Below are 13,588 nucleotides of genomic sequence, written 5' to 3'. Positions count from 1 at the left end.
TCCGACCCGGTGGCGCCCCCGGCCATGTCCTCCGATTCCGCCGCCGCGAATCCCCGCCTGTTCGCCCTCACGGCCGCCGCCGCCTGGGTGGTGCTCTTCGCCCTCTACCTGCTGTTCGCCGGCTCGTTCAGCCTCGACGAGGCGGCGACCGGCGCCGCCGCCGCGACCCTCGCCTGCCTCTGGTGGGCCCTCGGCGGACGGCGCGGCGGGATGCGCTTCGCCGGCTGGACGCGCCGTCTCGGCCCGATGGCCAAAGCGATCCTCGCGCTGCCCGGCGCGACGGCGCGGGTGGCGGGGCAACTCGTGCACCACATCCGCTACGGCCGGCCGCCGGGCCGGACCCTCTACGAGCGGGACGCCGAGAGCGCCTGGTCCGTAGCCGACACCCCGGCCGAGCGGGCGCTCGGGCTGATCGCGAAATCCCTCGCGCCGGACAGCTTCGTGCTGCGCGAGAAGGGCGGCGATGCCGGCATCGTGGAGCACAGGCTGTCCGGCGGAGGAGACGCGCGATGAGCCTTTGGACCTGGGCGATCCTCGCCCTGCTGCCGCCCCTCGTCCTGAGCGTCGCGCTGACGTGGCGCGGGCGGCCGGGCCAGCGGCTCGCCGCCTACCAGCTCGCCACGACGGTCGGCGTGCTGGTGCTGACGCTCCTGACCTTCGCCACGGATCAGGCCTCGGTGATCGACCTCGCCCTCACCACCGTGCTGCTGGGCCTGCCCGGCACGCTGCTCCTCTCCGTGTTCCTGGAGCGCTGGGTATGACGGTGCTCATCGCGATCCTCCTCGGCTGCGCCGTCGCCGCGACATGGCTCTCGGCGCTGGCGATCCTGCGGATGCCCCGCGCCCTCGACCGGCTGCACGCGGTGTCCTTCCTCAACATCGTGGCGGGAATCGCCATCACCGCCGCCGGCTTCGTCTCGGACGGCGTGTCCGTGCGCTCCTTGAAGATCCTGCTGATCACCGTGCTGCTCGTCGGCTTCGGCGCCGTCATCACCCACGCCGCCGGGCGGGCGATGCTGCTGCGGGAGGGCCGCTCGGCATGAGCCTGCTCCTCCCCCTCCTGTTCCTGCTCACCGCCGCCTCCGGCACCGCCGTGGTGCTCGTCCGCGATCCGGCCCGGCAGATCTTCGCCATCGCCGGCAACGGCGTGGTCCTCGCGATCCTGTTCACCGCGCTACAGGCACCGGACGTCGCCCTGTCGGAGATCGCGGTGGGCGCGGCGGCCGTGCCGCTGCTGTTCCTCGTCGCGCTCATGGCGGTGCGGGCGGGCAAGGTCGAACAGGCCTCCGACGAGGGCCGCGAGCCATGACCCCGCGCCTGCGCCTCACCCTGCTTGGCGCGGCCCTGGCGGCGCTCCTCCCCGGCACCGCCGCAGTGATCGGCCGGCTGCCCGAATTCGGCGCGACCATCGCCGCCTACGGCGAGCGCATCAACGCCATCGTGCCGAAGGAGCGGCATGTGGCGAACATGGTCAGCGCCATCAATTTCGATGTGCGCGGCCTCGACACATTGGGCGAGGAGTTCATGCTGCTCGCCGCCATCACCGGCACCGTGGTGCTGCTGCGCGGCCGGCGCGGCGAGGACATGACCGACCGCGCCATGCGCCTGCCGGGCCGGGCTATCCTGCCGCGCTCCGAGGCCGTGGTGCTGACCTGTCGCCTCGCCGGCCCCCTGCTGATGCTGTTCGGCCTCTACATCGTCGTCCACGCGACGGTGACGCCCGGCGGCGGTTTCCAGGGCGGGGTGATCCTCGCGTCGGGGACGCTCCTCGCCTATCTCGGCGAGGGCTATTCCGGCTGGCGCGACGTGGTCCGCAGCCACTGGCTCGACGCGATGGAGGGCGGCGGCGCCCTGCTCTTCGCCCTGTGCGGCCTCGCGCCGATGCTGGTCGGCGCGGCCTTCATGCAGAATGTGCTGCCCTTCGGCACCTTCCGCGATCTCTATTCCGGCGGCCTGATGCTGATCGAGAATCTCGGCGTCGCGCTCGCCGTCTGCGGCGGCTTCACCCAGCTCTTCCTCGAATTCCTGGAGGAGACCCGCGAAGCCGACGGCCCGGACGAGCCGGGGGAGGACACCGCGTGACCTGGCTCCCCTACGCCGTCGCCGCGTGGCTGTTCGCGGCGGGGCTCTACGGCCTCGCCTCCAGCCGCAACCTGATCCACCTCGTCGGCTGCCTTTCGGTTTGCCAATCGGCAACCTACGTGCTGCTCCTCGGCCTCGGCTATCGCTGGGGCAGCATCGCGCCGATCTTCTACGATCACCCCCCCGGCACGCCCGCCGTCGATCCGGTGATGCAGGCCCTCGTCCTCACCGACATCGTCGTCGGCGCCACGCTCACCGCCCTGCTCCTCGTCCTCACGGTGCAGATCTTCAAGCGCAGCGGCACCCTCGACCCGGAACACCTGAAACCCATGCGCCGCAAGGGCGACACCCGGTGATCGCAACCCTCGTCCCCTTGCCGGTCGCGGTTCCGCTGGTGGTCTGCGCGTCGCTGCTCGCGACCGCCCACCTGCTGCCGAAGCGCGTGCCCGATATCCTCGCCACCCTCACCGCCCTGGCGGTGAGCGTCCTCTGCGCGATCCTCGCCTCCCATGCGGGCGACGGCACAATCGATTACTGGTTCGGCGGCTGGGAGCCCCGCGAGGGCGTGGCGCTCGGCATCGGCTTCTCGGTGGATGCCGCGAGCGGCTGGATCGCCGCCTTCATCGGCTTGCTCTACGCCCTGGCCTTCGTCTTCGCCTGGGGCTTCTTCGGCCGCACCCACGGCCATTTCCACATCCTGATGCTGCTCTTCCTGGCGGCGATGGTCGGGTTCTGCTTCACCCGCGACCTGTTCAACCTGTTCGTGTGGTTCGAGGTGATGAGCGTCGCGGCCTTCGCGCTCACCGCCTACCACCTGGAGGAATCGGCGCTCGCCGGTGCCCTCAACTTCACCATCGTCAACAGCCTCGCCGGCTTCCTGATGCTTGGCGGCATCGGCCTGCTCTATGCCCGCGCCGAAACCCTCGACTTCGCAGGCATCGCCGCCGCCGTGGCCCATGCCGGCAATGATCCGGTCGTGGCCGGCGGCTTCTGCCTCGTAGCGGCGGCGCTGATGATCAAGGCCGCCGCCGTCCCGTTCCAGTTCTGGCTCGCCGACGCGCACGCGGTAGCGCCCTCCCCGGTCTCGGTGATCTTCTCCGGCGCGATGGTCGCCCTCGGCGTGTTCGGCCTCGCCAAGCTCACCACCTTCGTCTTCGCCGGCTCGGACCAGATCCAATGGGCCGTGCCGCGCCTGATGATCGGCCTCGGCGCCACGAGCGCGGTGCTCGGCGGCTGGATGGCCCTGCTCCAGCGCCATCTGAAGCGGATGCTCGCCTTCTCCACCATCTCGCATGCCGGCATCATGCTCACCGGCATCGGCGCCCTTTCGGCCAACGGGACTGGCGGCCTACTCGTCTACGTCGTCGGGCACGGGATGGTGAAGGGCGCGCTCTTCATGATCGCGGGCATCCTCCTCGCCACCCGGGCGAGCGTGGACGAGATCAACCTGCGCGGCCTCGGCAGGGGCATCGGCCCGGCGGGCGCGGCGATGGCCATCGCCGCCCTCCTCCTCGCCGGCCTGCCGCTCGGGCTGCTCGACCTGGGCTCGCGCCTGCTCCACGGCGCCCTCGAGGACACACACCCCCTCGCCCTCACCGCGAACCTCGTCGGCGCGGCGCTGACCGGCGGCGCCGTGCTGCGCGCCGCCGGGCGGATCTTCCTCGGCCTCGGCGAGGATCCCGGTGACGAGGCCGACGCCCCGAGCGAAGAGGAACGCGAGAAGGCCGACCGGCCCCTCTGGCTGATGCTCGCCCCCTGCTGCGTGCTCCTCGCCCTCGACGTCATCGTGCCGGCCGACTGGGTCCGCGCCATCGCGCCGGGCGCGGTGAGCGCCTTCAGCCGGCAGACGATGACCGGCCCCCTCCACATGGCCGCGGCGACCGGTGCCTGGGTCTCCGTCGCCGCCGCCATCGCCCTGGCGGCCTATTCCCTGTTCCGCCACCGCCTGCCGGCCATCGTGGTGCGGTCGCTGCAGCGGACCCAATCCGCCCCGGCCCGGCTCCTCGAAGCCCTGCACAGCGGCCTCATCGGCGATTACGTCGCGTGGCTCGCCGTGGGCCTCGCCCTCATCGCGGGGACGCTGGCCCTGCCCTGATCCGGCGGGCTACGCCCGCACCCCTGCGACTAGCTCGAACAGCAGGTCGTCGTAATGGACGACGAGATGCGGGTCGTCCGCGAGGTAGCGGGAGATCCGCGAGCGCTGCACCTTCCGGTAATCCTGCCAGGACCGGTCATGCGCGGTCAGCACCTCGACCAGCCGGTCGGCGCCCTCGGCCAGATCGTGACCCCGGTAGTAATAGCCGAGATCCTTCACGATGTCGGCGTTGTGGACCAGCGGATAGCCCTGCCAGCAGCATTCGAGATAGATGTAGTTGAGCGGCAGGCCCCATTGATGGGACACCACCACGTCGGTGTATTCCGCCAGGAAATTCGGCGTGGTCACGCGGCCGACGAAACACGCCTTCTGGGCATGGATCAGATCGCAATATTGCATCAACGCCGCGAACTCGGTGTTGTCGTGGACGAACCGGTCCGAATTGGCGACGTACAGGAACTTGACGCGATCCGGCTCGCGCCGGAAGGCCCGCTCGGCGATGAAGATCGGATAGAGGCAGAACTTCATCACATCGATGTTGGGCTCCAGGACAGAGATCCGCTTGGGCTCCGCCAAGGGCCGGTATTCCCCGTGGTGCGGCAGGTCCTTCGTGGCGGCCTCGAGCGCCATCGGATCCCAGACGAAGGGCACCTCCCGCACCGGGCAGCGGCGCAGGGTTTCGAACAGGCCCCGGTTCAGGTCCCACACCTGCGGGATCGCCCAGATGCAATCGTATTCCCGGTTCACGAAGATTGCCTCGAACAGCCGCCGCTGGAAGATGATCGCTTCCATGGTCTGGACGTATTCGGGGCCGCAGCAATAGCTGACGATCTTCGTGCCCTGCTGCTTCAGCGCAGCGGTCTGGTTCCAATCGATCTGCCCGCCGAGTTCGATCAGCACGTCGAGCCCCTGCCAGCCCTCGTCATAGGGCAGGGTCGGAAACCGCTTCCGGTCCCACGGCAACGCGTCGCCGAGGGTGACGGGGGTGGTGTTGAGCAGCGTGACGGTATGCCGGTGCTTCGAGTTCAGGAACAGCTTCGCGAGATACAGGGCGTTCTGCTTGATCCCGTTGAGCCACAGGCTCTCGGCCTCCTCGCGCAGCCCGATCGTGATCCCGATCCTGAGGGAGCGTCTCTCCATCGCCTGATCCTTCACAGGGCGGGCGCCGGGACTCGGCGGGGCGTGGGGGCCGCCGCGAGGCTGCCGGGCTCGAACAGCCCCGCGATGGCCTCGCTGTAGAGCCGCACATTGGCATCCGATGAGGGATCGAGCTTCATCAGCAACTTGCGCCCATCCGCGACATACGTTTTCAGGTTGAGATCGTGCTGCTGGAACGCTTGCAGCAGCGCCTTGCCGCCATCCTCGGGGTCGAAGTTCGTGTAACGATAGCCGCAATCCTCGATCAAATCGGAATTGTGGATCAGCGGAAATCCGCCGTACAAAGCTTCGTAATACAAGTAATTCTGCGCGTTTTCCCAATGGTGGGACACGATGGCGTCCGCGAAGGGCCCCATCACCTCGACGATGGGATAGCGCCCCTCGAAGCTCGCCTTGCCGTGCGAGACGAGATCGAGGGCCCGGGCGAACTTCACGAAGGTCTCGTTCTCACGCACCGTATCGGTGTTGAACACCCGCACCGCCTCCACGATGGTCGGGTCCATCCGGTAGGCGACCTCGCAGGCGAGAAGCGGAATGTGCGAGGTCTTCACCGAACACAGGTTCGGCTCCAGCACCGCGAGGCGCCAGCGCGCCCGCCCCGGCACGTAGCGGAAATCGTAGGAGCCGCCGCGCGCCGCCGCCGCCTGTTCCAGCAGGGTCGGCGACCACAGATGCTGCATGATCCGCACCGGGGCGCGGCAGCCGGTCGCGTAGTAGCCTGCACAGGTGCGCGCGAAGGCCGGAAGGGTCCACACCTCGTGATAGGGCGTCTGCGTCATCAGCAGGCCGGGCGGCAGCTTGAACGCCATGCGCTCGGCATCGATGACGTAGTCGTTCGCGACCCGCATCGCCACGATGCGCCCGCCCCGTGCGGCGAAGGCCTTGCCCCATTCGCCATCGAGCTGGGCGCTCAATTCGATGACGACGTCGAGGTTCTCCATCGCCTCGCCCATGGTCATGACGGGCGCCTCGGCGCTCTTCAGAAACGCGGCCGACTTCTCCGGCGTACCGGGCCCCGCCACCACGACGCAGCACCATTCGACGAGGGGTGACTTCCGCAGGGTCTGCAGCAGAAAGAAGCAGTTCTGGAAGATGCCGTTCTCCCAGATCGTCTGTTTCTCGTCGCGCAGGAACAATGTCACGCCGACGCGCAGGCGCGACTGTCCCGTCCGCTTGCCCCGCAGGACCGGTCCAAGCGGCTTGTTCACGCCGATCTCCGCTTCTGGCCCGTGGCGACGAGGTTCAACAGGCGCCGCGCGTAATGGTCGATATTCGCCCGCGAAGACGGGGACAGGCTGTCGATCATCGCCCGCGCCCGCCCGGCATAGGCATCGAGGTTGCGATCATGCGTCGCGACGGCCTGCAGGAAGAGCTTGGCGCCGCCGATGACATCGGAGGTCTCGTAATAATACCCGACATCCTTGAAGATCACCGAATTGTGGATGAGCGGATACAGGCCGTAGAGTGCATCGAGATACACATAGTTCTGCGGACGATTCAGCTGGTGGCTCACCACCATATTGTCACCCCGCCCCATCACATGGGCGAAGTAATCGCGGCCGACGATCTGGGTCTTTCCCGCCTGATAAGTCGCCATGCTCTGCATGAAATGGACGAAGGCCGGATGCTCGGTCTTCCCGTCGCCGTTCAGGTAGGTCACGTGGTCGATGGTGCCGGGCGCCTGCCGCTCGGCGACGTCGCAGATCATCTGCGGGATCAGCCCCATCTTGATGGGCGAGATGTTCGGCTCGAAGATCGCCGGCCGTGCGCTGCCGGCCTTTAGCGAGCCTGGACGATATCCATAGAGCGATTCACCGTTCGGCCCGCGCTGGATCGTCTGTTCGAGGAACCGGGGCGACCAGAGATACGGGACCTCGTGCACCGGGCAGCGATGGATGGTCCGCATCATCGGCGCAAAGATCATGTCCTTCGCGAGCAGCCAAATTTCCTCGCAGCGCTCGGCGTCGATGAAGAACCCCTCACGGTTGAAGACCGTCGGCTCGATCAACGCCACATAGGGCTGGCCGCATTGGTGAATGATAAATTTGCCGCCCCGGAACCGGAACCGGCGGATCCATTCGACGTCGATCGCCCCGCCCATCTCAATGGCGACATCCACCACATCCGAGGCCTCCGCCTGGGTCAGGATGGGGACGCGCAACGCCTCCTCGTCCGACCCGCGCGGATGCGTCGGCCGGTCGCCGCAATTCACGAAGTAGACCGCTTCGATGAAGGGGATCTGACTCAGCAGGCTGGCGAAGTGATAGATGTTCTGGACGAGGCCGTTATTCCAGACATGCTGTTTATCACCCGTCATGATCGAGACGCCGACGCGCATCGCGAATCCTTTGGACTGAGGCGCCCCGCGCCGACACGACGTTTCGTCGAACGCGCCTGACGATCACGGATCGAACCGGGGAGCGGGACCGAGCCGCCCCCGGTTCTGCCGTTACTTCGAGCCGAGATAGGCGAGCGTGTTGCGCGCTTCCTGCAAGGCGTACTCGACCTTCACCTCGCCTACCCCAAGCCCAACCCACGACGCCGTGGCGCTGGGCGCGCTGGCCAGCTCCTGCAGCAGGGCATCGTCCAACTGCACCGTGGCGGTGCAGAGGGCCGGCTCGCAGCTTTCGTAGGTCAGGTGGCGCGGCGCCGCCTTGCCGATCTGCACCGTCGCGCCGGACTTGAGATCGATGCCGGTCGGAGTCTGGACGACGAACGTCGCCGTGTTGCCGGTCTTGACCACGCTGACGAACAGGATCGGCCGCCGATCCTCGTTGCTCTTGATCACGCCCATCTTGGCGATGCAGGTCCGCGCCGAATTGTCGGCGGGCGGCGGAAGGCAGGTCACCGTCCAGCCCTGGAAGTTCTGCGTCTCGTTGGCCGGAGCGGCGGGCGCCGCCTGCGGGGCTCCCTGGGGGGCGGCCTGTGGCGCAGACGGCGCCAGCGACAGCGGCCCGTTCGTGGTCGGACCCGCCGCGACCGTGGTCGTCGGGCCGGCGCCCGCCCGCTCCTGGATCTTCGGGGCATTCTTATCGGCCGGCTGGGGCGCCCGCAATTGCGGCACGCTCGGCTTCACGCCGAAGTTGAAGCCCTTCACCTCGGGCTCCTGCGCCCGCGCACCGCACGCCAGCAGCGTGATCGCACAGAGCGCCGACATCGCGCTCGCGACAGCCCTCGTCTTCGTCATGGCAGCAACCTTCATCGTTTCATTCATGGTATCGATCACGCGAGACGGCCCTTTACTGGCCATAGATCACGCGATAGCTCGCACCCTTCGACGGATCATTGATCTCGCCCGCCTTGGGATCGACACGAATACATTTGTGGATCTTCCCGGTCGCATCACCGCAATCGATGATCTCGTAAGCCGGCTGAGCCTGCGACTTACTCAGAAACGCGGAGACGTTCGACACACTGAGCATCAGAACGTTGCCTGTGAGAACCAGAAAGATCAGAAACAGCACATTCTGCTTCAAGCTGTTGAGCATCTCATTCTCCTCTGCGGAGCGTCCGTCACCACCTCGGATGCCCGACAGCTCCTCGACCTTCACGCCCCGTCGCGACCCACCGGAACGGCCCACGCAATCCCGCGATGACGAGACTCCGTCCGCCGGCCGATTACTCCGTCTCGCCCAACACCTGATCGACGCCTCATTCGAGAACGCCATTATTATCGTTTTGAGGCCCAGCGCGCGGATCTACATGGAGCAACCACAGCGCCAAGTTTTTCAATCACCAAGTCTTCGTGCTCTGGGCCAACGTTTCAGAAAACCCTTGCCCCGAGATCGTCATGATCTTCGTCTCTGGCACCGCGACGGGAGGCTTCTTCTTCGTCTTCTTCGGAAGACGCTCCTTCGGTGGCGTCGAGACACGCACCCCCTCCCCGGCATTCAGGATGAACACGAGTTTCGGATCGAGGGGGAACATGTACTTGCAGGTATTGCCACAGATCATCGGGTTGACAATCTGAGAAAACTCGACCTTCACGACAGAACCATCGACCTTGCCGAGATGGCTTGCATCGACGGAGATGGCATTCTTTTGTGTGACCTCAGTTGGAACTGAAATCATCATGGCCGGTATTCCAGCATCGGTCGTTGCGATGATAACGGATCCAGCCGTCTTCCCGCCGGCATCCGCCACGGACGACAGAAGGTTACAGATTCTTCGCTTGATCCTGATGATCTGCTGACATTTCGCGTACCATTCACCGAACTTGAAATCCCGGTTTTCGATCTCGCCATCCTTGAAGATGCTCGGATCGATCGCCGGAGTCGCAACGGTTTCCTGAGCCCGTGCCCCGAGGCCGAAAGCGGCCACCGAGAAAAGTACCAGAAGTCTCAGGCCAATTCGTCGTCCCATGCCGCTTCGTAGCATGAGCAGCGCGCGAAGTACAGCACTTCATCTGCCAATAGACAGATTAGTTCCTGTACTTACAGTTGTATCACGGCTTTTGCAGGTACTTGTGTTTGAGTATTGTCGCAAAAATCCTGGCTTTGTTGGGAAAACGGGCCGGGAACTCGCATCCCCGGCCCGCCCCCGCACCTTACCAGCTGTAAGTCAGGCCACCCGCGACGCCGAGCTTGTTGACGCCCGGCGTGTAGGAGACGGACGCCGTCCCGCGCCACGCGCCATCCTCCGACGTGAACCCGTAGCCGACCGCCATGGCACCCTGGCTGTCGTAGAAGCCGCCGCCGATACCCAGGCTCTGCGAACCAGGGCGATCGGAGAAGCGCAGCTGGCTCATCGCGAAGGCAGAGGCCACGCCACCCGCAGCGATGGTGCGGTTTCTGGTGATCTGCGTCTGTAGGTGCGCCGTAACTTGGTTCATGTTGTTTTGCAGGGAGGTCAACCCGGTATCGAGAGCGCTGATCGCACCGCCGACACTGCTGTAGCTCGAGCCCTGCACTTTGTAGGACGGAGCCGACATCTGCCCGGTCGCCGCATCGAAGGTCGATCCTCCCCCCAAGGCCGAGGCAAGCGAATTGCCCAGGGAGAACATCTGGCCGCCATTGATGGCGTCCGTCGACTCTGCCGCAATCTTCCCGGCCGCGACGTTGTGCAGGATGACCGGCCCGGTCCCCGATCCAGGCTGGAGGAACAAGTCATTCGGGGAGCTCGCCATGGGCCGAGCATCCGAGGGCGACGACCCACTCCGTATCGGCCCAACCTGCCCATTCGCCAGACCAGTCGACAGAGCCGCCACGGAACTCGCCGTATTGGTGAGACCGGTCGAGAGCGAGGTGACACCTGTCGAAAGGGAAGTGACGGTACTCGCCGTGCTGATCAGCCCCGTCGAGAGGGACGCGATCGAGCTGGTGTTGGTCGTGACGGTGCTCGAGATCGACGCGACGACGCTGCCGGTCGCGCTCAGTCCGGTCGAGAGCGACGCGACGGAACTGCCGGCGGCACTCAGTCCGGTCGAGAGCGAGACTGCCGACCCACCCGAAACCGGCGTGTTGTTGGCCAATTGCGAGACACTCGTCGAGAGTGAGACCACGGAATTGGTCGTCACCAGCAACCCGGTCGACAGCGACTTGATCTGCGTCAGCGTCGTCGACGCCACACTGAACAGCTGGCTCCCGTTCACTGCATCCGTCGAGGTCGCGGACATATAGCCGGCCGCGACATTCTTGATCTGCCGCTCGCTTCCGGCCGCACCCACCGAGAAGACGCCGACCGGCGACGACCCGGCAAAGCCGCCGTAGACCACGTCGTCCACCTGCTGGGACGCGGTGGCCACACCAATCGACGTCCTCGCGCCATCACCGATGGCGACACTCCGGGCCAGCGTGGCAGTCGCCCCGGAGCCGATCGCGATACTCGCACTGGCGCTGCTTCGAACGGTGGCTCCATCACCGATGGCGATGGCGCCGCTGTTCAGAGCCTTGGTCAGATTACCCAGGGCGATGCTGCCGCGACCGGCCGCGACCGTCGTGTTGCCGAGCGCCAGGGCGCCATCGGCATCGGCCCCATTCGCGGTGCCATCGCTGCTGGCGATGCTGTCCAGGCCCATCGCGATGGTACCCTGACCGATGGCGTAGTTCGGATCGCCGATGGCCACGGCGCCGGCGCCCCTCGCCACGTTGCGCGCACCGACCGACACCGCGGAACCACTGGTTCCACCCGTGGCCGTCGCGCCGACGCCGACCGCGACGTCGTTCGTGTTCGAGGCCACCGCCTCGCCGCCGATCGCGACGCTGTCCACGCCCTTGGCCTGCGCAGCCGCCACGCTGTTGCCGCCGATCGCCGTCGCCCCCGCCGCCGAGGCCGTTGCGTTGCTCCCGAGGGCCGTGGCGTAGGAGGCGCCCGCCGTCGCAGATGCGCCGACCGCGAGGCTGATGGTGCCCGCCGCATTGGCGCCCCTGCCCAGAGCCACCGCCGTAGTTGTAGCGCTGTTGGGGGTCCAGCTGGCGATGATCGAAGTCACATCGCTTGTGACGCTGTACAGCTGACTGCCGTTCACCGCGTCAGTTGAGGTCGCACTGATCGCGCCGGCGGCAACATTCGTAATTTTCTGCGGTGAACCAGTCCCATGACTGGCATCATAGCTGCCTGCCACGGAATCCCACTGCAGTGCATTGGTCCTCAACTCGGCGACGCCTGTTGAGAGCGACACAATCGAACTGTTCGCTGTGCTGAGCCCAGTCGACAGAGAGAGCACACCGCTGCTGCCCACCGTCAAGATCGCCGTCGACAGAGACGCCACGGAGCTGTTGGTCGAGTAGAGCTGATCGCCATTCACTGCATCGGTGGAACCGGCATTGAGTCGACCCGCCGCGATATTGGTGATCCGCTGCGCAACTCCGTTGCGGCTTGCATCGTAGGCGCTCAGTCCGGATTTCCACTGCAGCGCATCCTGCTCCAGCGTCGCCACCGAGCTTGTGACCGACGTCACGCCCGTCGAGAGCGTAACGATCCCTGTCGATAGCGAGGTGATCGAGCTATTCGCTGCTACGATCCCTGTCGACAGTAACGCGATCGAGCTGTTGGTGAAGCTCAGACCCGTGGACAGCGAGGTAACACCGATCGTCCCCGCGCTTATGATTGCCGTCGACAGCGACGCGATCGAACTGTTCGAGGCACTCAGCCCCGTCGACAGCGAGCCGACTTGGCTCGTCGAGGTCGAGGCCACCGAGAAGAGCTCGCTGCCGTTCACTGCGTCCGTCGATGTCGCACTCAATTGGCCCGCAGCCACGTTTTGGATCTGGCGCTCTTGTCCCGCACTCCCGACCGAGACCACACCATACGGCGACGTGCCGGCAAATCCCCCGTAGGTTGATGAGCCAATGACCGCCGACGATACGCCTATCCCCGCAGCAGTTGTTGCGCCACTGCCCAAAGCTACACTGTTGGCTTCGCTTGCGACTGAATTGTAACCTAGTGCGACTGCAGCCAGGCCAGATGCCGTCGCTGTGCTGCCGACTGCGGTCGCCCAGTTGCCAGTTGCGTTGGCAACATTGCCCAAAGTCGTTGCAGCATACCCAGTCGAACTCGCCGCATTACCGACCGCTACGGTATAATTTGCTGAAGCGTTTGTGCTATTGCCCACCGCAATCGAATAGTGGCCACTTGCACTTGCATGGTCACCCATCGCAATGGCCGATTGACCGCTCGCAACTGCACCTGCTCCAATCGCCGGAGACGTGCTGCTGATGATTGCCGCGACCGGCGCGACACTCGTCGATAGAGAACTCACCGCACTGTCTGTCGATGAGAGCCCCGTCGACAGCGAACCGACCTGGCTCGTCGTCGTCGAGCTCACCGCGTACAGCTGGCTCCCGTTCACCGCGTCCGTCGACGTCGCGCTCAACGTCCCCGATGCGACATTCGTGATCCTCTGCGCAGACCCGCCCAGGCCCGCGTCGTAGGCGCCCAGCTTCGTACTCCACTGCAGCGCATCATGCTGCAGCGTCGACACCGAGGCGCTCACGGTGCTCACCCCGCTCGACAGCGCGCCCACCTGGCTCGTCATGCCAGACAGGCCCGTCGACAGGGACGTCACGCCCGTCGACAGGGATGCGATCGAACTCCCCGCCGCACTCAGACCTGTCGAACTCGAGGCGACCGAGCTGCCCGCCGCCGTCAAACCGCTCGACAGCGAGGTCACCCGCCTCGCCGCCCCCGACAGGCCCCTCGACAGCACCGTCCCCCCCGTCCACCTCGCGTCACTCGAACCTCGCGCTGGACGCCGGACCGTCCAGGCGCTTGGGACCGATGTGCGCGCCGCGGCGCTCACGCTAGTCCACGTCGA

15 protein-coding genes are annotated in these 13,588 nt (G+C 66.1%); 8 read left to right on the top strand and 7 right to left on the bottom strand.

Annotated features, from left to right (window positions below; translation table 11 throughout):
* The first annotated feature begins 24 nt into the window (after positions 1-24).
* Genes MKK52_RS22750 through MKK52_RS22720 form a run of 7 tightly spaced genes read left to right on the top strand, consistent with a single transcriptional unit; the run spans position 25 to position 4,176 of the window.
* A complete protein-coding gene (locus tag MKK52_RS22750; protein WP_243958105.1) occupies positions 25-513 on the top strand; it encodes a hypothetical protein in 489 nt (162 codons plus the stop codon).
* Complete coding sequence (locus tag MKK52_RS22745) at positions 510-761, top strand: monovalent cation/H+ antiporter complex subunit F (protein ID WP_243958103.1); 252 nt, start codon at positions 510-512, stop codon at positions 759-761. Before MKK52_RS22750 ends, MKK52_RS22745 begins: the two co-directional genes overlap by 4 nt.
* Positions 758-1,042 (top strand): monovalent cation/H(+) antiporter subunit G, encoded by a 285-nt coding sequence (locus tag MKK52_RS22740; protein ID WP_243958093.1) that lies wholly within the window; start codon positions 758-760, stop codon positions 1,040-1,042. Before MKK52_RS22745 ends, MKK52_RS22740 begins: the two co-directional genes overlap by 4 nt.
* Positions 1,039-1,308: a Na(+)/H(+) antiporter subunit B gene (locus MKK52_RS22735; protein WP_243958082.1), complete on the top strand. Its 270-nt coding sequence runs from the start codon at positions 1,039-1,041 to the stop codon at positions 1,306-1,308. The genes MKK52_RS22740 and MKK52_RS22735 overlap by 4 nt, the downstream gene beginning before the upstream one ends.
* Positions 1,305-2,081, top strand: coding sequence for an MnhB domain-containing protein (locus tag MKK52_RS22730; RefSeq protein WP_243958080.1), 777 nt, complete (start codon positions 1,305-1,307; stop codon positions 2,079-2,081). The genes MKK52_RS22735 and MKK52_RS22730 overlap by 4 nt, the downstream gene beginning before the upstream one ends.
* On the top strand, positions 2,078-2,437 hold the full coding sequence (locus tag MKK52_RS22725; protein ID WP_243958079.1) for a sodium:proton antiporter: 360 nt from the start codon (positions 2,078-2,080) through the stop codon (positions 2,435-2,437). The genes MKK52_RS22730 and MKK52_RS22725 overlap by 4 nt, the downstream gene beginning before the upstream one ends.
* Positions 2,434-4,176: a complex I subunit 5 family protein gene (locus MKK52_RS22720; protein ID WP_243958077.1), complete on the top strand. Its 1,743-nt coding sequence runs from the start codon at positions 2,434-2,436 to the stop codon at positions 4,174-4,176. Before MKK52_RS22725 ends, MKK52_RS22720 begins: the two co-directional genes overlap by 4 nt.
* Positions 4,177-4,185: 9 nt before the next feature.
* Here the strand turns inward: MKK52_RS22720 and MKK52_RS22715 are convergent, their stop codons facing one another.
* The 7 genes from MKK52_RS22715 to MKK52_RS22685 all read right to left on the bottom strand — a co-directional run bounded on the left by MKK52_RS22715 (position 4,186) and on the right by MKK52_RS22685 (position 13,309).
* On the bottom strand, positions 4,186-5,316 hold the full coding sequence (locus tag MKK52_RS22715) for a DUF2827 family protein (RefSeq protein WP_243958074.1): 1,131 nt from the start codon (positions 5,314-5,316) through the stop codon (positions 4,186-4,188).
* A gap of 11 nt (positions 5,317-5,327) precedes the next feature.
* The gene (locus tag MKK52_RS22710; protein WP_243958072.1) at positions 5,328-6,542 is read right to left on the bottom strand and encodes a DUF2827 domain-containing protein; all 1,215 of its coding nucleotides are present in this window, start codon (positions 6,540-6,542) and stop codon (positions 5,328-5,330) included.
* A complete protein-coding gene (locus tag MKK52_RS22705; RefSeq protein WP_243958070.1) occupies positions 6,539-7,672 on the bottom strand; it encodes a DUF2827 family protein in 1,134 nt (377 codons plus the stop codon). The genes MKK52_RS22710 and MKK52_RS22705 overlap by 4 nt, the downstream gene beginning before the upstream one ends.
* A 111-nt stretch (positions 7,673-7,783) precedes the next feature.
* Positions 7,784-8,521, bottom strand: a complete 738-nt coding sequence (locus MKK52_RS22700; protein WP_243958068.1) for an invasion associated locus B family protein — start codon at positions 8,519-8,521, stop codon at positions 7,784-7,786.
* 52 nt (positions 8,522-8,573) lie between these two features.
* Positions 8,574-8,885, bottom strand: coding sequence for a hypothetical protein (locus MKK52_RS22695; protein ID WP_243958066.1), 312 nt, complete (start codon positions 8,883-8,885; stop codon positions 8,574-8,576).
* Between the two features lie 181 nt (positions 8,886-9,066).
* On the bottom strand, positions 9,067-9,696 hold the full coding sequence (locus MKK52_RS22690) for a hypothetical protein (RefSeq protein ID WP_243958064.1): 630 nt from the start codon (positions 9,694-9,696) through the stop codon (positions 9,067-9,069).
* 184 nt (positions 9,697-9,880) lie between these two features.
* Entirely contained in the window at positions 9,881-13,309 is a 3,429-nt protein-coding gene (locus MKK52_RS22685; RefSeq protein ID WP_409564726.1) for a beta strand repeat-containing protein, read from the bottom strand.
* On the opposite strand from MKK52_RS22685, the gene MKK52_RS22675 reads away from it, so the two are divergent.
* On the top strand, positions 13,269-13,588 hold a 320-nt coding region (locus MKK52_RS22675; RefSeq protein ID WP_243958058.1), incomplete at its 3' end, for a hypothetical protein. The two genes, MKK52_RS22685 and MKK52_RS22675, sit on opposite strands and share 41 nt — an antisense overlap.

The sequence above is a fragment of the Methylobacterium sp. J-067 genome, from assembly GCF_022829465.1.
GTDB classification, from domain to species: Bacteria; Pseudomonadota; Alphaproteobacteria; order Rhizobiales; family Beijerinckiaceae; genus Methylobacterium; species Methylobacterium litchii.
This window is presented reverse-complemented; position numbering and strand designations above follow the sequence as displayed.

Bases quoted from the DNA above. Each gene is read 5' to 3' on its own strand.
- MKK52_RS22750 (WP_243958105.1), top strand. From the start codon at position 25: ATGTCCTCCGATTCCGCCGCCGCGAATCCCCGCCTGTTCGCCCTCACG.
- MKK52_RS22745 (WP_243958103.1), top strand. From the start codon at position 510: ATGAGCCTTTGGACCTGGGCGATCCTCGCCCTGCTGCCGCCCCTCGTC.
- MKK52_RS22740 (WP_243958093.1), top strand. From the start codon at position 758: ATGACGGTGCTCATCGCGATCCTCCTCGGCTGCGCCGTCGCCGCGACA.
- MKK52_RS22735 (WP_243958082.1), top strand. From the start codon at position 1,039: ATGAGCCTGCTCCTCCCCCTCCTGTTCCTGCTCACCGCCGCCTCCGGC.
- MKK52_RS22730 (WP_243958080.1), top strand. From the start codon at position 1,305: ATGACCCCGCGCCTGCGCCTCACCCTGCTTGGCGCGGCCCTGGCGGCG.
- MKK52_RS22715 (WP_243958074.1), bottom strand. From the start codon at position 5,316: ATGGAGAGACGCTCCCTCAGGATCGGGATCACGATCGGGCTGCGCGAG.
- MKK52_RS22705 (WP_243958070.1), bottom strand. From the start codon at position 7,672: ATGCGCGTCGGCGTCTCGATCATGACGGGTGATAAACAGCATGTCTGG.
- MKK52_RS22700 (WP_243958068.1), bottom strand. From the start codon at position 8,521: ATGACGAAGACGAGGGCTGTCGCGAGCGCGATGTCGGCGCTCTGTGCG.
- MKK52_RS22690 (WP_243958064.1), bottom strand. From the start codon at position 9,696: ATGGGACGACGAATTGGCCTGAGACTTCTGGTACTTTTCTCGGTGGCC.
- MKK52_RS22685 (WP_409564726.1), bottom strand. From the start codon at position 13,309: ATGACGAGCCAGGTGGGCGCGCTGTCGAGCGGGGTGAGCACCGTGAGC.